The 19,608-nt window shown below is 32.8% G+C and carries 22 protein-coding genes, 1 other RNA gene and 1 pseudogene; 3 read left to right on the top strand and 21 right to left on the bottom strand.

Annotated features, from left to right (window positions below; genetic code table 11):
* Window position 1: 1 nt before the first annotated feature.
* The 10 genes from LBV24_RS00470 to LBV24_RS00425 all read right to left on the bottom strand — a co-directional run bounded on the left by LBV24_RS00470 (window position 2) and on the right by LBV24_RS00425 (window position 4,847).
* On the bottom strand, window positions 2–730 hold the full coding sequence (locus LBV24_RS00470; RefSeq protein WP_224476642.1) for a nitroreductase family protein: 729 nt from the start codon (window positions 728–730) through the stop codon (window positions 2–4).
* Window positions 731–736: 6 nt separating this feature from the next.
* On the bottom strand, window positions 737–979 hold the full coding sequence (locus LBV24_RS00465; RefSeq protein WP_224476641.1) for a DUF7672 family protein: 243 nt from the start codon (window positions 977–979) through the stop codon (window positions 737–739).
* Window positions 980–985: 6 nt separating this feature from the next.
* Entirely contained in the window at window positions 986–1,942 is a 957-nt protein-coding gene (locus tag LBV24_RS00460; protein WP_224476640.1) for an aldo/keto reductase, read from the bottom strand.
* 9 nt (window positions 1,943–1,951) lie between these two features.
* Window positions 1,952–2,221, bottom strand: a complete 270-nt coding sequence (locus tag LBV24_RS00455) for a hypothetical protein (protein WP_224476639.1) — start codon at window positions 2,219–2,221, stop codon at window positions 1,952–1,954.
* Window positions 2,222–2,223: 2 nt separating this feature from the next.
* Window positions 2,224–2,733, bottom strand: coding sequence for a peptide-methionine (S)-S-oxide reductase (locus LBV24_RS00450; protein WP_224476638.1), 510 nt, complete (start codon window positions 2,731–2,733; stop codon window positions 2,224–2,226).
* Window positions 2,712–2,960, bottom strand: a complete 249-nt coding sequence (locus LBV24_RS00445; RefSeq protein WP_224476637.1) for a glutaredoxin family protein — start codon at window positions 2,958–2,960, stop codon at window positions 2,712–2,714. The genes LBV24_RS00450 and LBV24_RS00445 overlap by 22 nt, the downstream gene beginning before the upstream one ends.
* A complete protein-coding gene (locus tag LBV24_RS00440) occupies window positions 2,961–3,449 on the bottom strand; it encodes a peroxiredoxin family protein (protein ID WP_224476636.1) in 489 nt (162 codons plus the stop codon).
* A gap of 85 nt (window positions 3,450–3,534) precedes the next feature.
* Complete coding sequence (gene msrA, locus LBV24_RS00435; protein ID WP_224476635.1) at window positions 3,535–4,080, bottom strand: peptide-methionine (S)-S-oxide reductase MsrA; 546 nt, start codon at window positions 4,078–4,080, stop codon at window positions 3,535–3,537.
* Window positions 4,080–4,532, bottom strand: coding sequence for a peptide-methionine (R)-S-oxide reductase MsrB (gene msrB, locus LBV24_RS00430; protein WP_224476634.1), 453 nt, complete (start codon window positions 4,530–4,532; stop codon window positions 4,080–4,082). The genes msrA and msrB overlap by 1 nt, the downstream gene beginning before the upstream one ends.
* A gap of 162 nt (window positions 4,533–4,694) precedes the next feature.
* Window positions 4,695–4,847, bottom strand: coding sequence for a hypothetical protein (locus LBV24_RS00425; protein WP_224476633.1), 153 nt, complete (start codon window positions 4,845–4,847; stop codon window positions 4,695–4,697).
* A 189-nt stretch (window positions 4,848–5,036) separates the two neighbouring features.
* On the opposite strand from LBV24_RS00425, the gene LBV24_RS00420 reads away from it, so the two are divergent.
* A complete protein-coding gene (locus LBV24_RS00420) occupies window positions 5,037–5,930 on the top strand; it encodes an EF-hand domain-containing protein (RefSeq protein ID WP_224476632.1) in 894 nt (297 codons plus the stop codon).
* A 35-nt stretch (window positions 5,931–5,965) separates the two neighbouring features.
* On the opposite strand, the gene LBV24_RS00415 is transcribed toward LBV24_RS00420, so the two are convergent.
* The 7 genes from LBV24_RS00415 to ssrA all read right to left on the bottom strand — a co-directional run bounded on the left by LBV24_RS00415 (window position 5,966) and on the right by ssrA (window position 14,307).
* Window positions 5,966–6,448, bottom strand: coding sequence for a nuclear transport factor 2 family protein (locus LBV24_RS00415; protein WP_224476631.1), 483 nt, complete (start codon window positions 6,446–6,448; stop codon window positions 5,966–5,968).
* Between the two features lie 86 nt (window positions 6,449–6,534).
* Window positions 6,535–7,377 (bottom strand): GNAT family N-acetyltransferase, encoded by an 843-nt coding sequence (locus LBV24_RS00410; RefSeq protein WP_224476630.1) that lies wholly within the window; start codon window positions 7,375–7,377, stop codon window positions 6,535–6,537.
* A gap of 74 nt (window positions 7,378–7,451) precedes the next feature.
* Entirely contained in the window at window positions 7,452–8,210 is a 759-nt protein-coding gene (locus LBV24_RS00405; RefSeq protein ID WP_224476629.1) for a class I SAM-dependent methyltransferase, read from the bottom strand.
* Window positions 8,203–9,447 (bottom strand): alpha/beta hydrolase-fold protein, encoded by a 1,245-nt coding sequence (locus LBV24_RS00400; protein ID WP_224476628.1) that lies wholly within the window; start codon window positions 9,445–9,447, stop codon window positions 8,203–8,205. Before LBV24_RS00400 ends, LBV24_RS00405 begins: the two co-directional genes overlap by 8 nt.
* Before the next feature lie 128 nt (window positions 9,448–9,575).
* Window positions 9,576–10,658, bottom strand: coding sequence for an ion channel (locus LBV24_RS00395; RefSeq protein ID WP_224476627.1), 1,083 nt, complete (start codon window positions 10,656–10,658; stop codon window positions 9,576–9,578).
* A 2-nt stretch (window positions 10,659–10,660) separates the two neighbouring features.
* Window positions 10,661–13,537 carry a ligand-binding sensor domain-containing protein gene (locus tag LBV24_RS00390; RefSeq protein ID WP_224476626.1) on the bottom strand — a complete coding sequence of 959 codons (2,877 nt, stop codon included), beginning with the start codon at window positions 13,535–13,537 and terminating at the stop codon, window positions 10,661–10,663.
* A gap of 377 nt (window positions 13,538–13,914) precedes the next feature.
* Window positions 13,915–14,307, bottom strand: a transfer-messenger RNA (tmRNA) gene (gene ssrA / locus LBV24_RS00385).
* A gap of 133 nt (window positions 14,308–14,440) precedes the next feature.
* On the opposite strand from ssrA, the gene LBV24_RS00380 reads away from it, so the two are divergent.
* A complete protein-coding gene (locus LBV24_RS00380; protein WP_224476625.1) occupies window positions 14,441–15,643 on the top strand; it encodes an NAD(P)-dependent oxidoreductase in 1,203 nt (400 codons plus the stop codon).
* A gap of 54 nt (window positions 15,644–15,697) precedes the next feature.
* Here LBV24_RS00380 and LBV24_RS00375 read toward each other — a convergent pair whose 3' ends face one another.
* Window positions 15,698–16,183: a hypothetical protein gene (locus LBV24_RS00375; protein WP_224476624.1), complete on the bottom strand. Its 486-nt coding sequence runs from the start codon at window positions 16,181–16,183 to the stop codon at window positions 15,698–15,700.
* A gap of 251 nt (window positions 16,184–16,434) precedes the next feature.
* Between LBV24_RS00375 and LBV24_RS00370 the strand changes: the two genes are divergently transcribed.
* On the top strand, window positions 16,435–17,175 hold the full coding sequence (locus LBV24_RS00370; RefSeq protein ID WP_224476623.1) for a slipin family protein: 741 nt from the start codon (window positions 16,435–16,437) through the stop codon (window positions 17,173–17,175).
* On the opposite strand, the pseudogene LBV24_RS00365 reads toward LBV24_RS00370, so the two are convergent.
* The 3 genes and pseudogenes from LBV24_RS00365 to creD all read right to left on the bottom strand — a co-directional run bounded on the left by LBV24_RS00365 (window position 17,172) and on the right by creD (window position 19,588).
* Window positions 17,172–17,668, bottom strand: a pseudogene (locus LBV24_RS00365) (DUF1361 domain-containing protein). The gene LBV24_RS00370 and the pseudogene LBV24_RS00365 overlap by 4 nt on opposite strands.
* A gap of 136 nt (window positions 17,669–17,804) precedes the next feature.
* Window positions 17,805–18,203, bottom strand: coding sequence for a ribosomal maturation YjgA family protein (locus LBV24_RS00360; protein ID WP_224476622.1), 399 nt, complete (start codon window positions 18,201–18,203; stop codon window positions 17,805–17,807).
* 11 nt (window positions 18,204–18,214) lie between these two features.
* Entirely contained in the window at window positions 18,215–19,588 is a 1,374-nt protein-coding gene (gene creD / locus LBV24_RS00355; RefSeq protein ID WP_224476621.1) for a cell envelope integrity protein CreD, read from the bottom strand.
* Window positions 19,589–19,608: the final 20 nt, after the last annotated feature.

Raw genomic sequence — 19,608 nt, 5'->3', positions numbered from 1 at the left:
GTTATACCTCAAAATAAACCTCTTCGAAAGGGATTCTAAATCTCGGCCCATAAATTCCCTTATCATCTCTTATGCCACATCCTATAACCATATTTACTTCAGCACCACGAGGCAAGTTGAGTATCTTTTTAACACGTAAAGTATCACTTCCTTCCATTGGACAAGTATCATAGCCAATTGCCGCCATACTGGTCATAAAATTTTGAGCGGCTAAGCCAGCACTTTTATGGGCAACTATTCGCATATCACTTAAACGTGTTTGTCTATAAATGGGTTTAAAAATTCCAACAATCTGAAAAATGAAAAATTTAATATAACCCAGTATGCCTAGAAAGTCTGTGTAAATCGTAGGAATGAGTTTTTTATAATAATCAGTTGCCATTTTTTTACGTTTTAAATCACGCTCGCTCAGTCCTTCTCTGTTATATACTCTGTTCAGAAAATCAATATTTGCATTAGCTCGTTTTTTCCACAAATCTTTTCTTGCCACGACTATTACCAATTGTTGGGCTGTCTTTGCAGCGCTTTGATTGAAACATGCTTCTGCTAGTAATTTCAGTTTTTCTTTGTTGGTAACATGATAAAATTCCCAGAGCTGAAGATTACTGCTTGTCGGTGCTAAAGAGGCATTTACAAGACATTGTTTTACTTTGTCTGTATCAATCGGTTGTTCTGTATATACCCGAGTTGATCGTCTATAAGCAATAGCTTCTGTAACTGTTTTTTCCATGTACTTTTAGTTTTTTATTAATTTATGGATTGAGTCACCAATCCAAAACCCACAACCTAAGACTAATGGATAGCCAATAAACAACCATAGGTAGTCTAATATGCTTAGTTGGCGAAACGCTGAACTGCCTTCATGGTTGAGAAGGGCAATAAAATCATACCAAGACTTAATGCCTAATTTTAAAATTATGCCATTTGCCAGAATCGCAATAATAAGAATGGCAATGCCAATAATATAAAGTCGTATCATTTAATTCTAATTCCAATCTAAGTTACTTCTTTCTTGCCAATATTGCTGTGGTGACACTTTAAATGATTCTAATTTTGAAGTTTCAATTTCATCTAAATCAAAGTTTAAAGCCTTTATGTTTTGTTTTAATTGTTCTGTATTTGAAGCACCACTTAATATCAAAGTTGGTTCAAGATTGTCCATAATAAAGCGTAATGCAATAGCATCACTCGAAACTTTGTATTTTACTGCAAGTGTTTCTAGATAATCATAAGTGGCCAAATGATTTTTGAAACGATTATTTCTAAAAACCCGACCATTAGCCAATGCTTCTTTAATGATAACGGTTTTATCTTCTTTTAATAATTGTTTTAAAATCTTATAACAAGATTGTTCAAAAATATTGAATGTTACTTGGTAACTGTCAAAAAGTGGTTTCCCATTGACATTGACATTCTTGGCATTATGGATAATTTTTACTTGTTCTGTTCCACTAGAAGTAATTCCAATTTTTAATTGATGTTTTTGTTTTAGTTCATCTAATCGAGATAATACATCCCTGTTTTCTAAAACACCGCTTTCCAGCGTTGCAGAATGGATCTGATAGATTTTAAGATTTGGTAGAAGGGCTTTCGATGTTTCCCATTGCTCGTTAAGTTTCGTTAAAGAATGTTCTTTAATTTCATGTTTCCCTTCAAATCCAATTTTCCAATTAGCAACATAAGTGTAACCGAATTTTGTTGAGAGATTCACATCTGAATGATTTCTTGTTTTATTCCATTCTAACAAGAATTGCTCACCTAACCCATAAGATGGGGCCACATCAAAATCTCTCAAACCAAGAGCATAACTCTCATCAAGGATTTTTAATGTATTGCTTTTAAACGCTTCAATAGATTTATCTACATTAGTGTTAGACCTTATATTAATGTAGTCAGGTCTGCCAAGTGCGGCTAATCCTAATCCGATTTTCGTTTTACTCATTTAGTCCTTTTAAGCAAAGTTTATATTACAAGTCTTGCATGTGTAGGAGTCTTTTTGTATGGCAATTCCATCTATGTTGCTTTCTACAATTTTATTAATGAAGTTATTGTACGTTTCATTGCGTTTTTCGTTTTTACTACCTTTCATAAATTCATAGAATTCACCTTCCCATTCTTGTTTACCCCAGCAATTTGGGCAAATACCTTCTGGTGCTTCACCAGTTGGTTCATTATTTATTTTCTTACCGAAGTAATTCTTAATTGATTCTAGTATTTTCATTTTTAAGTTGAAATTATATAGTCTTTATTGACTTGATTGTTAAATTTATTTAGTAGAAGTTCTAATTTAGGGTTTATAAAACGTTCACAAAATGGTTTATCAGGATTTTTTTTATAATAATTCTGAATAGCCTCACGTGAGGCTTTAAATTCTGAAAAGGGATACACTCTTGTTATTAGTTTATTCTTAAACTCAGACTGAAATTCGCTCAAAATTTGAATTGCATGATTATATTGTTTTTCCGAAAAAGTATATATCGCAGAACGGTACTTTTCTCTCATAGAGTGCGCTGAGGTACTTTTGTGCGTATGCAAATGAATTTCAATCAATGTTTGAAGCGATATAATTTCAGGATTATAATGAACAATTACTGCTTCTGAAAAAGCACTATTCTCGTTAATTGAAGCAACATAGCCCTGCTCAACTCTATTAACACCCTTTAAGGATTGAAAAACGGCTTCTGTACACCAGTGACATCCTCCGCCAAAAGCTATTTTGTTTTTTCTAACCATTTTTCGAGTTCCTTTTCTGTTGGGTTTCTTAATTTCTTTTCACCAATTGTGATTGTTGGGAAATTAAGTTTTCTATTTTGATATAAACTTTTTAATTCTTCGGCAAATAACTCATTTTGCTCAACATCTAAAAAAGAATAATCTAATCCTTTTTGGTTTAGATAGGTTTTATAGTGTTGTGTTTTATGGCACCTCTCGGTGCCATAAAGTTTAATGTTTAAGGCCATCTATTTAATTGTTTTTAAAAACTCAATTGCAGCCTCAGGATTTAAATGAAAATCACTATAAACTACATTATCATATTTGTCTATAAAAATAAACCAGGGTGTACCACCTGTTTGGTAATTAGTCATAATATTAGAGCGTGAATTGCCGTCATTACCAGCATCATGTCCAAAAGGAATTTTTAATTCGTATCGCTTTTGGGTCTCTACCATTTTCTCAAAAGTGTTAGAACTATGACCTTCAAAAACGGTTTGAACTGCTAAAAATGCGATATTGTCATTATCTTCTAATGCTTCAACCATCATTTTTAAATCTGGTAATCCTTTACTGTGGCAACCAGGACACCAACTTTGAAAACAATACACTATTTTAAACTTTCCTTTATAGTCTGAAAGTTTTATAGGTTCTGTTTTGTAGCCGTTAGCATCAATCCACCGATTGACATTAAATTCTGGTGCTTTAAATACTTGTTTTTCTATTTGATTTGACATTGTCTTTGTCCTTTCTTTTTTCAATAGTCACTCAAGGCAATTCATTTTCAGAATCGCCCTAGTGAAATTTAAATTTAAAATTTGATTAAGCGCTTTTAAGCTTATCAGCATGGAGTTTTCTCAGCTTCATAAGTTTTGGTGTAATCACAAAACTACAATACCCTTGTTGCTGATTATTTCTATAATAATTTTGATGCTCTTCTTCAGCTTCATAAAATGTTGAGGCTTCTGTAATTTCAGTAACTATTGGGTCTTCATAATATTTGCCCAATTCATTGACTACAGTTTCTGAAATTTTCTTCTGCTCTTCGCTATGGTAAAAAATTACCGAACGATATTGCGTACCACGATCTGCGCCTTGTCTATTTAATGTAGTAGGATCGTGCGTAGTCATAAATATTATGATAATATCCTCATACGTAATCACACTCGCATCAAAGGTGATTTGAATCACTTCGGCATGACCAGTCAATCCAGAGCATATTTCTCTATAGGTTGGTTTCCCAGGTGCGTTACCACCAGAATAACCAGAAACTACTTTTTCAACACCTTTAACTTCTTGAAAAACTGCTTCCGTACACCAAAAACATCCTCCGCCAACTGTGGCAACCTGTAAATTTCTGTGATCCATTAAGCAATCTCCTTATCTAATGTCATTGACTCTGAATTTATGCAATAGCGCAATCCACTTGGTTCTGGTCCATCCGGGAAAACATGCCCTAAATGTCCATCGCAGGTATTGCACATTACTTCCACTCGTACCATTCCATAAGAGGAGTCTTTCTCGTATTTAATTGAATTCTCCTTTATAGGCTGAGTAAAACTTGGCCAACCTGTTCCTGAACTAAATTTTATTGTACTATCAAACAAAGGCGTATTACAGCAAACACAGTTGTATTTGCCTTCGTCATAGATACTACAAAGTGCTCCACTATGTGGTCTTTCTGTACCTTTTTGTCTTGTAATTCTAAACTGTTCTGGAGTGAGTTGAGCACTCCATTCTGATTCTGTTTTTTCAACTCTTCTGTCTGGAGTTGGATTTCCGTTAACCGAAAAATTTATAACATCTTTCCAAGTTAGCATACGTTTTGATTCCTTTCGTTTTTAGTTAATAAATATGCTTTTTTTGAATGTGTAAAGATAGTCGAAGTATTGTCAAAAGCCTTACAAAATTGTGTTAAGGAGAAAGATAAAAAAACCAACTTTTACACAAAAGCTGGGCTATAATTGGCGGTTAATTTAATTCTAGAAATGTGCTAAAGTATCATAAGTACTAGCTACAACTGCTATCAGCATAATGAGTACACTCGTTACAAACGCAGCAACATACTTTGTAATTGTATCTTTTTGAAATATATAATCTCTTCTTTTTTCCTTTTCTTCTTTAATAAATTTCATAGTTTCTTTTTTTGATTTAATATGTTGACTTATTTAAGATACACAATATCAACGTATTATAAAATTTATAGGTCCTTTTAACAAAAGAATAGCATTATCTATTAATGAATGTTAAACCTTTAATAATCATTAGAATTTATAGATATTAAAATAAGTGTATATTAGTAAAATAAATAAGATACAATTGTGATGAAAGTTTTAACAAACCTACTTAAAGCTACATTCTTTTTTATAGGGTCATTTATCATGGCTCAAGACACTACTGAACAACGTACTGTTTTATTCAACACCATTGATGCTGATGGTAATGAGGTGATAACCAATCGTGAAATGCGCACATTTTACAGAGGCAAACTTAATACCTTTGGCGAACCTATTGATGCCAAACGGTTATTCTATGCTTTTGATGCTAATAGAAATAGTATCATAACACTGAATGAATATGTCAAAGGGCCTGATTTTAAATTAGCAACTGAATATAGAGAACGCTGGCAGTATCCAGAACGTTATCAAGAGGTAGTTAGCATCGAAGAAAATTTGAGTAAAAGTGAAAAGGCAATTGCAAAATTCACTAGAATTGATACTGACAAGGATGGTAAGATAACACTTGATGAAATGGTGGATTTTAATGAAGGAAAGATTGATAATATTACTGGTGAGTTAATTAATGGCAAGTTGATTTTCTATGCCTTAGATGCTAATGAGGATGATGAAATAAGTATGGAGGAGATCATGTCTAAACCAGATATGAAATTAGGTTATGAAAAATTAAAATCAAACAGATCGGAAGTGGGAGGTGCTGACCCGGTTGCAGAACCAACCACGTCTGATGAAGATTATGTTAATCAACGAATCAGCTTATTCTTTGAATTGGATTTAGATAAAAATTACAAAATAAGTCTAGAAGAATTACAGACTTATTATGAAGGTAAAAAAGATAAATTGGGTAAACCTATAAATGCAAAATTGAGGTTTTATGGTTTAGATACGAATGAAGATGGCGCAATTGAACTTGAAGAATTTACTAAGAAAATTGATTTTGTCTATGCAACATTTAGGTTAAAAGAGGTCGAAAAACAATAAGTTTTTCACCCTTTACTTTAGTCTAATATTTATTTTTATTCAGAGGGTATTTGTGTAGATGTTACACAATCAGTTTTCCATTCACCATTATATTTTTTATATATGGCTGTCCATGCAAAATGGGTTGCACTGTTGCTCGTATTACCATCGTCATCCTTATAAGTTACTTCTACTATTTTATTTACAATCGTATAGGCTAGGCTGCCATCTTCAGAAAATCTAATTATAGGATCAGATACGTCATCCCATTTCACAAAATTGACTGAACTAAAGTAACTGTTATAGCGCTTAATGTTTTCCTCTTTTGTAGGCATGGTAATTTTGCCTCTATTAACAGAAATAAAATTATCTGAAAGTTGATTAGCGAAAGCAATTGAGTCTTTGTTAAAGTGATTATCCCGTTGTTGATTATGCAATTTTAAAATCTCTTCTCTTTCTTTTTCTATGTCAAATTCTACCTTTTCATTACATGAGTAAGTGAATGAAGCGATTAAAATAATATATAGATATACTCTCATAGTTTTGAGTTTAATTAAACTTATTTCTATAACATTTTTAGACGAAGAAGAGCTAAATTAAAGTTGAATTGCTTATACCATTTAAATTAACTTAAGATTAATTCCATCTCATATTGTTCTAATATGTTCTTTAGTCCAATAGTATTAAAATATTGGTTAGCTACAGTATGACTTTTATCTACATTAATTGCGTAGAATGTATTTCCATAGCTTTTCTTTAATTCGCTAACTAGAGTAGAAGCAACACCTTTTTTTCTCTGATCTTTCTTCACTGCTATTTGTTGTATACGATTGTTAGTTGGATTGTAAATGACATAACCTACTAATTGTTTATTGACATAAGCACCTAATGAAATATTGGTAGATTTTAATTCGTTCACCACTCGTGTGGAGTTTTGCCAAGTAGGCAGTATATCCCAAAAGGATTCTAGTTGTTTCCAATCGTAATGATCAAGTTTGGAGACTTCTATACAATCATTAATATCAGAAATAGTTGCTTCTCCATTATAACATGCCAAATGCCTTGTGATATTAAAACCAGATTTTTCGTAAGACTTAATGGCTTGAACGTTTTCATCTATGACCTCTAGTATTAGTTTATTTACACCTTTACCTTTTAAAATGGGTAAAATGAATTGATACATTTGTTTAGTAAGCCCTAAACCTCTGTGTTTTGGAACAACTCCCGTTCCTCCATTATAAACCACATTTTCATTATTAATACTATCAAAACCATGAAGAATGAAAGCAATTAAATTACCATTGACAAAACTACCAACTGACAAGCTGAGATCAGTTTTATCTGCTTTCAATTTTGAACTTAGTTGTTCTTCGGTAAATTGAAGTGGAATGAAATAATCAGAGAAAGATTCGTTAAAAACCCTTGTGATTTCTTTTTCACTTACCCCTTTTAAAGTTCTGATTTCCATTATGGTTTATAATTTCTAGTGACATTAATTTAAGTAGTTGATTAATGTTTTGGTGAGCTATATGAAAACTAAAATCAAGCTAATTGACAAACAAATATTTGCTTGTCGGAAGTGTCATTAAATTCATCTTCCTTAAAATTTCCAAATTTGTTTAAAATATTAAAACCGCTCATTTCTAGGTATGAATTTAATTCTTGCGGATAAAACATCCGCATATCCAGATTTTGAACTGAATCGAATTCACCATTTATATAATAATGCCATTCTATACGATTTACTTGAGTCTTATTCTCATAGTGCATTATTTCTTTTATATCGACCTTTCTTCCATCTTCCGTGATATAAGATGATATCTGTTTTAGTTCTTTACCGCCATCAACAATAAATTGAATATTAGGGTTAAAACAATCTAGTATAAATAAACCCTTTGGTTTTAGGTGTTTTTTAACCGCATTAAAAGCATTCAACACATCTTCGTTCTTGTATAAATGATGTATGGAATTAAATGGTATAAAAATTAAGTCGAATTTATCCTGCAGATCCAAATACCTCATATCAGCTTCAATAAACTTAATTACAAGACCTTCATTTGAGGCTTTGACTTTCGCTTGGTCTAACATGGAAGCTGTAAAATCCACACCAGTAATATTATATCCTTCTTTTGCTATAGGTAGTGTGAGTCTGCCAGTACCGCAACATAACTCAAGGATTAATGCATCTTTAGTTTTTGGTAACCAACGCTTGTAGAACTGCAAATCTGACAAGTCAGTATTCATACCATCATAGATGCTGGCGTCATAAATTAAATGACCTACTGTATAATTTTTAGTCATTTTTTAATCGTTCCATTTTTTTTGCATAATAATCACTTTGGTCTAAATTGTAAGCCATTTGGGCAAATTTCAACGCGTTCTCTTTATCCTTGTTTCTTTCATAAAATTCAGACATTGAATCATAAGCGTTAGCACTTTTAGGATAAAATTCCATGCCGAATTCAAAGTACATTTTAGCGCGTTCTGTATTTCCCATATCCATACTCATATAACCTGACATATTCAATAAATCTTCAGGATATGGCGGTACAACATATCCAAAATGCTCCTGAAGTTTTTTAGCTCTGTATCTAATGATTTTAGTTAATTCATCGTTAGAGGTTTCGAAGGAGTTGATCTTATAGGTATTCTCCATTTGAAACCACTCAAATATTGAAATCAATCCATCTCTTACAGATGGAAATTGAATTGTTCCGTGCAAATCCATAGGATAGAATTTCCAATGTATTTTTAATCCATTACTGTGATTTTGTTCTACTAACTTTCTAAACGTGATATTAGATCTTGCAAATAAAGTTGAGCCTGTATCATCTTCCATTACATTATCAATAGTGATATTCGGATCCTGCCAATGCAATTGTCCGTTTAATGACATAAAAAGTGATTTGCCTTCAAAACTATTGGATGCTAGAATTTCTTTAGCATCATTTATCAATTTTTGGTTGTCCCAGTCTAAACTTGGATCAATGGCGACGTAATTGGCAAATAACTCAGGGTGATTGAGAAGTGTGTAAACAGTAAATAATCCTCCATATGAATGGCCAATTAAAGTTCTGAAATTTGTTACAGGATATTTATTTTCAATATAAGGTATTAATTCCTTACTTATAAAATTAGCAAAATTATTGGCCTTTCCATTTTCTCGATTGTAAGGCATACCATAGCTTTCTGTAATCTGTGAAGTAGTTAGGTCTCGTGTTCTGTTTTTTAGGTTAGAAACACCAATTAAGATCATTTCTGGCGTGAAGCCACCACTATAATACCCTTGAAAATTATGAACCGTTGGCATTAAAAACTCACCATCTAAAACAAAAGCAACGGGATATTTGTTGTTATTGGTAGCGTCGAATCTATCTGGGTATTGTATATAGAATGAACGGTATTCTTTTAAACTTTCTGAATATATACTGTCGGTTATAGCTGGGTTTGCTTGAAATCTTTCATTTTGGCCAAGGCAATTATAACAGCATGTTATTAGCAAATAAACATTGATTAATAGTTTTGATTGAGAACGCATTTTGATTTGATTTAGAACTACTAAAGTTACATTTATTTTGTAGATAGACTTATTACATAATTTATAATCCTTGCTGAGTCAACAAGGGCTTTAGCTATTCGATTGCAGTAACACTTTAATTTTTAAAATTACTTTCCTTTAACATCATATTTTCTTTGGAGATCTATCCAATTCTCTTTTTGTATTTCTTTCATCAATCCCACATTAATTTTATCAAAGTGAGTGTGATTTTTAGGCAACATAAAACTTTGGTAATTCTCCTTTAAAGTAAAAGGCAATAGCTTAACTTTTTCGTCTAGGGAAAGTCTATTGATGTAATATTGTAAAACCGTTTTATCATATAATAAAACGTCATTTTCTTTTTTTGCAATTGCTCTAAGAGCAAGAATAGGAGATGCATAAGTTTGTGTTACAGGAATATTTTCTTCCATTAAATAATATTCGCCACTCGAAGCCCCTACTGTACTAATTCCCTCAACTAATCTAATATCTTCAATATTTTTTATATCGGTTTGTAAACCAGAAATAGTTAGAGTAGAAGCAATCCCAGCCGTAAAACTAGATATAATAATTACAGCCGTAAACATCCAAATGATTGCTATCGCTTTACCAAGATTAGATTTTGGTGCTTTATCACCATAACCAACTGTTGTCATGGTTACTGCAGACCACCATAACCCATCAAAAAGTCCTAGCACACCAGGTCTAAATTGAAATTTATTATGCTTTCTTTCAACCAGCCATAGAAAAAAGCCAAAGACAAATATTATTAAAATGAGCATTAAAATAATTTCTAAAAATTCTAGCGAAAAAATGTTGCTTACAAAAACTGAAAATGTAGAACGATTCAAATAAGGTATGGCCACACCGATACTAGAAATAGAAAATGGTTGTGTCATTTCAAACTTACCAACTCTTAAATCATTTACGTCCATAGGATTTATAGTAAGATCAATCTCATTATATTCTAATCTTTTCAGAATACTTATAAAATCTGAATGCAATTCATACTTAAAGTTTAGATTTGAAGAATTGGCAATATTTTCCCAAAGTTCAATGCTTAAACCTTCGAATTTTCCTTCTCCTGTTGTTATTACAAAAGGAGGGTTTTGGTAAATGCCTACAGTGAGCGTGTCACTTTGGGTATTGGCTTGAGCCTTGTTTAAAGCAAACAGTAACAATATTACTATATAAATAAATTTATGTCTCATTGTTACTTTGTTATTGCTTTATGTATGGATAAATAAATGAATTGTGCTAATATTCTAAACATTATAAGGTCGTTCTCGTCAAAGTGATTTTTATTAATACTATAAGCACACAATACTACAGGTTGATTGTTTTCTAAAGTAAATGGAATGAAAAGTAGAGAGTTGAATCTGTAAACATCTTTTTCTTGAATAAATATTGGATGTTCTTTTACAAAATCATTAATCAACACCTCTTCATCGTTTTCCATTGCCCAACAGGTTAGACTTGTTTTTGGATTAAAGGGTTTTGCTCTAAAAGTAAAACCACTTCGCTCTTGGTCCGAATATCCTTTGTGTACAATTTCATTACCCTCTTTAAAAGCAATTTCAAAGGCATTGATGTCTGCAGTTTGTGTAACAGCCTTTCCCATTGCCGTAATAATGTCATTCCATGATGCTTGAAAGGGTATTCCTTTTATAAAAAGCTCTAGTGTTTCTATATTAGATGTAGCACTGACTAATTGGTCACCTTTTTCTTCTAATTCTTTAATTTTTTGATTTAGAAGCTCCTCTTTTTTCGCTAATTTTTCATTTGAGTATTTCAAAACTGCTTGTAATCTTTCAAAGCGTCGTTTAGCATAGACTCTAAAATAGAAACCAATAAAGGTAAGTGCAAATACCGCTATGGCGTAATAAAACCAATTTTGCGCATACCAAGGTGTATAAATGTATAATTGAACCTCTATTGGATTGCTCCATTGATAACCGCCTGGCTGTCTTGCTCGCAATTGTAAAGAATAGTCTCCAGGCTCAATCTCATTTAACAAAATTGTATTGCTGTTGCCGTTAGACTGCCATAGTTGTTCTTCTAACAATATATCAATATCTTCATTGGGAAGTAGTCTAGATTGATATTGTACGTCTTTTGCAGGGAATGACAAATTTGTAAACTGAAGTTCGAGTTGTTGATTTTTTTTAATTTCTATAACCTCTTTAAAATTTTCTATTAATTCATCACCGTCGATTATTGCTTTTCTAATTCTTGGTTTGCTAGAAAATGGTAAGTTTGAAGCTGATATTCGCGAATAGACTAACCCTTCTGGTGTTCCAGCCCATAGACGCCCTTCTTTGTCTGTTGTGATACATCTATAAGCGCTAATTACAGCTGGAAGACCTTCAGATTCTCCCAATACGGTTGATGTATTCCCTTGATGAAATACCAATCCTTTGGTTGCTGTAGCTACCCAAATATTACCATTTGAATAATGCGTAACACCTCTAACTTCTTCTTGACCTAAAATATCGTTTTGAATAAGTAAGATTTTCTCACCATCGTACCGTAGGAGCCCATCAGTAGTTGCTAACCAAACGACACCGCGATCATCAATAGTTAAATCATGTGCTTCAAAATTAAGCATAGCTTTGAACGGAAGTTCTGGACTGAGATTAATAAAACGATCTAGATCTGGATCAAAACGATATAAATAACTTCTTTCACCAATACCAGCAGCATAGATTTCGCCGCGATTACTTTCTTTCAATGAAAGTACTCTACTAGAAAATCCTTTAGCCTCATCATAATATTTTACATTACCATTATTACTTACTTGAGCAATTCCAACTATGGGCTTGTCGGTTGGTGCTTGGCAAAGCCAAAGATTTCCTTTACTATCTGGATAAAGATTAAAAATAGATTCACCACGATCATGGAAGTCATATCTCCGTGTAATTTCATCATTGACAAATTTTAGCAGTTCCACTTTTGGTGTGCTTGTTGTCACCCAAAGTGTGCCGTCATTTTGATTTGCAACATAGTTAACTTGTAGGTTTTTATAAATTGGTTTGGCTGTAAAACCATCTTGTTGAGGTGAGATTTCATATAGATTATTTATTGGTGCCCAGGCCTTCCCATTATCGTTAATAGAGATACCAATAGGATTGTTCATCGGTAAATTATTAACAGTTTTAAAAAAACGTTGTTGCAGTAACCACAAACCTGAAGATGCGCTAACCCATAGTTTATCTTTGTTACTATTAGTATCGGTTGTCATATAGATTTCGTTAATATGTCCAAAATCTAATTTTTCAACTCTATGAGCTTCATTGGCTCCATAAATAGATTTTAAGGGGCTGTTGAGGTCTTTCATTTTAAACAGGTTTCCCTTTTTTGTGCCTACATAGTATTGATTGGCTTTGTCAGAATATATAGCACTTATTTGATCATTAACAATTGGTATAGTCTTATGGAGCGTTGGAGTACCGCCGGAAAGGGTGTAAATGTGCAATGATTCATTACCTACAAGTATATGATTATTTTGAATTAATAAAGAGGTGGCATTTTTGATTGCTATTTTTTTTTCAAATCTATTGGTTGAATTATTTAATTTAAATAAGCCATCTAATGGGCTTAAGATCCAAATGCCTTGCTTTGAATCTTCCTGTATCTCTAATTGTTGTGCTGCTGTGCTAGAAGAAAAAGAGTGGGATTCATATCTTCCATCTTGCCATTTGCCAATAACATGATTTGAATTACTTAACCAAATACTTTTGTTCTTAGATACAATGACGTTGTTTGGGTAAAAAGGAAGATTACTTTTTTTGTTAATTGTACCTTCTAGCAAGGTTTCAATTTGTGGTTGATTTTTAATGCCCTTAATTTGGTGAAGACCTTTATCATTTACAAAAACAATCCCATTGTCAAAAAGCTGAAGTTTATTAATAGTTTGACTTTCGTTGTGTATACTATAAAAATCAAATCCTATTCCATCAAACCTGTAGAGTCCGTTATCGCTACCTATCCAGACAAATCCTTCGCTATCTTCTAGAACAGTATTTACCTTGTCAAATGGTGCTCCTGACTCTTTATGGTATTGAACATAACCATATTGTTGTGCATTCAAGGTTGAATATATACAGCACAAAAACAATAAGAAGATAAGATGGTTTAATCTATGCATCATTCTCTACTAAGATAGCAAAAAAAAGCCCAAATTATTGCAGTAATTGTTAGGTTTTTAGTCTTTTAAAAAAGTGAAAATTAGTGTTCTTTATTAATTAATAACATAGAACTTTTTGTAATCATTTTGCAAAAAAACCCTTGTACAATTACAAGGGTTTTTTGTGGTGGAGTCGGAGAGATTAACTTTGTTGTTCTCTAGTGACACCTAAGTTGCAAATACAACTGCCTGGATTTACAACCCAGGTACTTTAAAAGACAAAACCCAAACAAGTGAACTTGATGGGTTTTCTATTTTAATGCACAACGCAGTTGTGAGTGTTGTGGAGTCGGAGAGAATCGAACTCTCGTCCAAACAAGTAACCAAAGAGCTTTCTACACGTTTAGTTTTTTATTGGTTTTTGACCATAAGCTGACAAAAAACAGCCTACTTACAGCTTAGCTTTTTAATCTCGAAAAGGCATCAAAGCATTACCCAATCTTAGTTAATTTTTACGATGCCTCTAAATAGAACGCCACTAACCAAGGCTTTCTGGAGACATTTAGCTTGCTCACCTTGTGAGCCTAGGCCAATCTTACTATAATTCAGATTATGCAGCTAAAGCGTAGTTATTCTCGCCGTTTAAAATTTGGTCTAGCCTTTAACGTGTTTCAATGCCATTACACGACGTGCTTACCATTTAATTAATCTCGCTGTCAAAACCAGTCGACCCCAAATGATAATCTAAAAAAGGATAGCGAAGTTACAAAAAAAGTTGTGCAACCTCTTAAATCCAGTTATTTTCGTGCAAAAATTATTCCAGACTATTTTCCTGACAGTTATGTCAGTTTTTTAAAACATTTGAGTATGAAATTTGCCATCATAAAAGAACGTAAAAACCCGCCTGATAGACGTGTTGTTTTTTCTCCTGAAACATTAGCCGAGGCTAGAAAACGATTTCCTGATGCGGAATTTGTTATTGAATCTTCAGATATTAGAGTGTTCACGGATGAGGCTTATAGAAAATATGGTTTTGAAGTTACTGATGATGTTTCTGATGCAGATGTTATGATTGGTGTAAAAGAAGTTCCTATAGATTTTTTAGTTGCTAATAAAGACTACTTTTTCTTTTCGCATACTATTAAAAAGCAACCTTATAATAGAGAATTATTAAAGGCAATTTTGAATAATAATATACGGTTGTATGATCACGAGACAATTGTTGGGCCTAATGGGTATAGATTAATAGGCTTTGGTCGTTATGCTGGTTTGGTTGGTGCTTATAATGGTATTAGGGCACTTGGAATTAGGGATGGTTTGTTTCACTTGCCTAAAGTAGAAACACTTGCAGATTTACATGAGGTTAAAGAGGTGCTGGATCAAGTCCAATTGCCTAACATAAAAATATTACTGTCTGGTACCGGTAAAGTAGCCAATGGTGCACAAGAAATTCTAGATCATATGGGTATAAAGGAGGTAAGTGATGCACTTTACCTAACTTCTGAATTTACGGAGCCTGTTTATTGTCGGGTAGATGTAATGGAATATGCTAAGCGCACCGATGGTAAAGTAGGTGAGAGGTTGGCATTTTATGACGATCCAACAGGTTACGAAAGCAACTTTATGCCTTATGCCAAACTAACAGATTTCTTTATAGCTGGTCACTTTTACGGTAATAATGCACCTTATTTGTTTACCAGAGAAGATGCAAGGCACCCAGATTTTAGAATCAATCTAGTTGCTGATATTTCCTGTGATATCGATGGTCCTGTTGCCAGTACGATAAGATCATCAACTATTGAAGACCCATTTTACGGTTATGACCCCATTTCTGAGACTGAAGTTGCTTTTGATGCAAAGGGAGCAATTACTGTAATGGCAGTAGATAACCTACCTTGTGAATTGCCAAAGGATGCGAGTGAAGGATTTGGTGAAACATTTATTGATCATGTTTTGCCATCGTTTTTTGACAATGACGAAAAAGAAATACTAAAACGTGCAAAAATTACTGAAAACGGTAAGTTGACTGAAAGGTTCAGTTACCTGCAGGATTATGTAGAGGGTAAGTAATAACTATGTAATTGGAATTTTATAATATGCTTTGGTTCCAATTACCATTGGCATTTACTTTCTCTTTTTAGAGTGCCATCTGTATCCTAGTGTAATCAGAGCCTTTGAATATAATGAAATACCCATATCAGAATCAAGTGGGTTATATTCAAATGATACTGTCCAATAACCTTTTTCACCATTAGTAAAACTTGATTGCAAATAAAGATTTGTAGGGTATGGCCTGACACCTAAAATTATCTTGGTGTTGTTAATTTTTTTGCCAATACCAACCTTTCCTGTTATAATTGATGGAATTGCAATCCCGGCAGAATATTCAACAATAAAGTCGTTATCATTGATAATGGTTGTACCCCAAAGAAATGAGACTCCTGGAAATATTGTAGTATCATCAGAAATTTCTACAGAGGTTAAAAATGCAATTCCGAAATTCAACTCAGAAAAGGAATTCTTGGAAATCCCATTACTTAATTCCTGAGACCATAAACAATTAGGAATTATAGAAATTGCCATAAACAATAGGAATAGTTTAGATTTCATGACGTATTTACTTTAATGTTAAAATTTAATTTAATGAGAAGAATAATTTTAGGCAATGATGTAAATCATGTTAGATAGATAAATCAATATATAGTTTTAATGATGCTCAATTACAATAAATTAATGTCATTAATTAATGGAAAGAGTTTCTTTTTACAAGGCTTATTCCTCCATGATGAAAATCATTTTTTAATTACCTATTAAACCCGAACTTATAAGACTGTTATTGTTTAATTGTAAACTCTTGTCTTATGAATCCTCCATTATTATTTACTGTATTTATTGTCGTTTTCCTTTTCGCAGGAATCCGTATTGTTTTTGAATATAAACGTGCCTTAAAATTTAGATTTGGGAAGTATGTTGGCACACTTAAACCTGGCTTTAGATGGATTATACCACTTGTTGAAACCATTCAGATAGTGGATATAAGGGTAATTACGGTCAATATTGTCTCCCAAGAGGTGATGACCGAAGATAATGTACCATGTAGTATCGATGGTGTGGTATTTTTTAAGGTAATAGATCCTGAAATGGCTGTCCTAGAAGTTGAAGAATACCAATTTGCTATTTCACAATTATCTCAAGCGGCATTAAGAGATGTTTGCGGTAAGGTGGAACTAGATACCATTCTGTCCAAGCGAGAAGAAATGGGCAAAAACATAAAGGCTATTGTTGAATTGGAAACCAAGGTATGGGGAATTGAAATTATCGACGTAAAAATTAAAGATATCCAGTTGCCAGAGAATATGAAACGTATGATGGCCAATCAAGCAGAAGCAGAACGCTCACGTCGTGCTAGAATAATCTTGGCAGAAGCTGAAGACCAAGCCGCTGGAAAACTCTTAGAAGCCGGTAAACAGATTGATAAATCACCATCTGCAATTAAGTTAAGGCTCTATCAAACCTTATCAAATATTGCTGCAGAGAAGAATTCAACAATTTTGTTCCCATTCCCTGAAGAGGTATTGCCTAGGTTGAATAAAGATGATTAAGGGTCGGTTGGTTTTAAATAATAGATAGCCTTAAATATCCAAAAACCAACTAATAAAAAACTGCCAAAGCCTAAGGTGAACAGCCATGCATCAAAATGTTGAAATGGCCTGATTATAATTGCTATAATATCTGAAAGCAGATATTGAGGCTGGCTTATTATTTCCCAAGAGTTATAGCGTAAAAATCTACCAAGGTATACACCAAACCCACTTAATAAGATTATGGAATAAGTCAGTCCTTTAATTGGAAACCTTGGGTATTTTGTTGCTACAATTCTTTGCATGTCTATAATTGTAAGATAGAAGAGGAGCAAACCAGTACTTGCAAAAGAAAGAACTACAATAATATCTAGCCACAACAGGGAACTATTTCCTAATCTAATGTGCATTAAATCTGTAACTATATATGTGCATTGGGCAAAAAGAGAATCCAAACAGACACCCAAATCATTAATTTTAAAGAATTTAGGCTATGTTTTGTATTGAGATACATCGTAATCATATATGGTATAAGGGCCAAGAATACGTTCCAAACTAAAAAGATATAGAAGAACGATTTATTCAGCTTTACTCTGATCATTAGAGCAATGACGCTAAAACTGAGCGCCATACTAATCAGGTAAAAGGATTTAAATTTTGATAGAATAAGTGTCTTTAGTGTTTGCATGATAGTGTTCAAAAATTAGTACTGATAATATTCCTAGTGTATAGGCAAGTAGGTCGCCAATTTGAAATGTGCTTCCAAATATTAGATTGGCGGTTGGATTATTTTGTAAATTACAGTAGGCTAAGACATGAAATAATTGAAGAAATTCGATAATGTAAGCAATTAAGAGGACGACCAATGCCGAGACCCAAACTTTCAGATTGGTACATCCTCTAATAATTGCATATAATAAAATAACAACCAAAAAATCACCAAGCGTATAGCGTATAAAACCAGTTTTAATAATAAATGCTATTGCAATTTCTATTAAGAAAAGAGAGTGCGCTAAAACGAGATAATATTTGTTGAATTGTAGTTTCATCAATTTTGTGTTTAACCGTTATTCCAGTCTATTTTACGTGATACATACATTACAATGGCAAGGATTACAAATAGTCCAATACTACCTACTAAAAGCGCATAATTTTCCAATTGAATGATAACGTAGATAAATGAGTATAAAGCCGTTAACGATAATCCTATAAACACAGGAAATTTCAGATTTTTAAGTATGGATTTAGAGTAAAGCGTTATTAGAGCTACAACTGAAATACCAGCAATTAAATAGGCTTTTAAGAAGTTGCTATGTTCTGATATAGATACAAGTAGCGTATAGAACATAATTAATGCAAGACCAATCATTAGATATTGAAAGGGATGAATATTTATCTTGCTTAAGGTTTGTATAAGAAAGAATAACAGAAAGGTTAGGCCTATGACTAAAAATCCATATTTGGCAGAACGTTCACTTTTTTGATATTCATCTACTAGCACTACAAACTTAGTCCCAAATGCAAACTGATGGAGGTTGGGAAGCTTCTTTAAGTATTGTTGAGAGAATGCTCTATTTACTGATAATACTTTCCAATCTACTTTAAATCCGTCTTCGGTGATACTTCTTGTTTCGTCATTTGGGGAATAGTTACCAATAAAACCAGGATCAGCCCAATTAGATTCCATAGTCATAGTAGTGGTTTTACCAACAGGAATTAGTTTGATTTGTTCACTGCCGTCATAAGTAACATTCATACCGAATTTAAATGAGTCATCCAAGAGGGATTTACCTATAAAATTCGTTTCAAGTTCATCTAGTCTATGTTGAGAATTTTCACTAAAATTTGTTTCAAAAAGATAGCTTTTGTTGTTGAGTTGAATCGCCATCTCAGTTTTTATCCCCTTTAAGTTTGTGGTTTTAAAAAGCATTGTTGCTTTATCCCATATAATTTCTTTGTCTTTAATGCCTTTGGTACTAAGATCAACTTTATTGAATTTCCCGCTGAGTTCCATATTTGCTGTAAACACTGCCGATTCAAAGTTTCCTAAATACAATGATTTAGAATTAACTTTAGCGTCTGTTGTCAATTCTTCAGGGAAGATATAGGCATAGTTAATATGGGTTTTGGTTTCTTTTATATAGGATTTTGTCTTTTCATTTAGTTTAGAAATTTCTGTGTAGGTCTTATAAGGTACTTTTAAAATTGGTCCATAAATAATGATATCATTTCCCCATTTAGTATTTATCTCACTAACTACATTTTGTTGTCTATATGAGCGTTCTTCGATAAGGATGTTTACATAGGCAAGGGGAATTAATAAAACCATTGTAAGAACTCCTACTATTATCATTCTAGCTGTGATTGAGGTTTTTAACCAATGTCCAAATTTGTTATTTGACTGGGTAGTGTTTTTGTTGTCGTTGTTTTCCATGATAATTATATGATTTATTA

Source organism: Winogradskyella vincentii (genome assembly GCF_020166345.1).
GTDB lineage: Bacteria > Bacteroidota > Bacteroidia > Flavobacteriales > Flavobacteriaceae > Winogradskyella > Winogradskyella vincentii.
The sequence above is the reverse complement of the archived record's forward strand: the minus strand, read 5'-3'. Positions and strand labels throughout refer to the sequence as shown.

Bases quoted from the DNA above. Each gene is read 5' to 3' on its own strand.
- LBV24_RS00470 (WP_224476642.1), bottom strand. From the start codon at position 730: ATGGAAAAAACAGTTACAGAAGCTATTGCTTATAGACGATCAACTCGG.
- LBV24_RS00465 (WP_224476641.1), bottom strand. From the start codon at position 979: ATGATACGACTTTATATTATTGGCATTGCCATTCTTATTATTGCGATT.
- LBV24_RS00460 (WP_224476640.1), bottom strand. From the start codon at position 1,942: ATGAGTAAAACGAAAATCGGATTAGGATTAGCCGCACTTGGCAGACCT.
- LBV24_RS00455 (WP_224476639.1), bottom strand. From the start codon at position 2,221: ATGAAAATACTAGAATCAATTAAGAATTACTTCGGTAAGAAAATAAAT.
- LBV24_RS00450 (WP_224476638.1), bottom strand. From the start codon at position 2,733: ATGGTTAGAAAAAACAAAATAGCTTTTGGCGGAGGATGTCACTGGTGT.
- LBV24_RS00445 (WP_224476637.1), bottom strand. From the start codon at position 2,960: ATGGCCTTAAACATTAAACTTTATGGCACCGAGAGGTGCCATAAAACA.
- LBV24_RS00440 (WP_224476636.1), bottom strand. From the start codon at position 3,449: ATGTCAAATCAAATAGAAAAACAAGTATTTAAAGCACCAGAATTTAAT.
- msrA (WP_224476635.1), bottom strand. From the start codon at position 4,080: ATGGATCACAGAAATTTACAGGTTGCCACAGTTGGCGGAGGATGTTTT.
- msrB (WP_224476634.1), bottom strand. From the start codon at position 4,532: ATGCTAACTTGGAAAGATGTTATAAATTTTTCGGTTAACGGAAATCCA.
- LBV24_RS00425 (WP_224476633.1), bottom strand. From the start codon at position 4,847: ATGAAATTTATTAAAGAAGAAAAGGAAAAAAGAAGAGATTATATATTT.
- LBV24_RS00420 (WP_224476632.1), top strand. From the start codon at position 5,037: ATGAAAGTTTTAACAAACCTACTTAAAGCTACATTCTTTTTTATAGGG.
- LBV24_RS00415 (WP_224476631.1), bottom strand. From the start codon at position 6,448: ATGAGAGTATATCTATATATTATTTTAATCGCTTCATTCACTTACTCA.
- LBV24_RS00410 (WP_224476630.1), bottom strand. From the start codon at position 7,377: ATGGAAATCAGAACTTTAAAAGGGGTAAGTGAAAAAGAAATCACAAGG.
- LBV24_RS00405 (WP_224476629.1), bottom strand. From the start codon at position 8,210: ATGACTAAAAATTATACAGTAGGTCATTTAATTTATGACGCCAGCATC.
- LBV24_RS00400 (WP_224476628.1), bottom strand. From the start codon at position 9,447: ATGCGTTCTCAATCAAAACTATTAATCAATGTTTATTTGCTAATAACA.
- LBV24_RS00395 (WP_224476627.1), bottom strand. From the start codon at position 10,658: ATGAGACATAAATTTATTTATATAGTAATATTGTTACTGTTTGCTTTA.
- LBV24_RS00380 (WP_224476625.1), top strand. From the start codon at position 14,441: ATGAAATTTGCCATCATAAAAGAACGTAAAAACCCGCCTGATAGACGT.
- LBV24_RS00375 (WP_224476624.1), bottom strand. From the start codon at position 16,183: ATGAAATCTAAACTATTCCTATTGTTTATGGCAATTTCTATAATTCCT.
- LBV24_RS00370 (WP_224476623.1), top strand. From the start codon at position 16,435: ATGAATCCTCCATTATTATTTACTGTATTTATTGTCGTTTTCCTTTTC.
- LBV24_RS00360 (WP_224476622.1), bottom strand. From the start codon at position 18,203: ATGAAACTACAATTCAACAAATATTATCTCGTTTTAGCGCACTCTCTT.
- creD (WP_224476621.1), bottom strand. From the start codon at position 19,588: ATGGAAAACAACGACAACAAAAACACTACCCAGTCAAATAACAAATTT.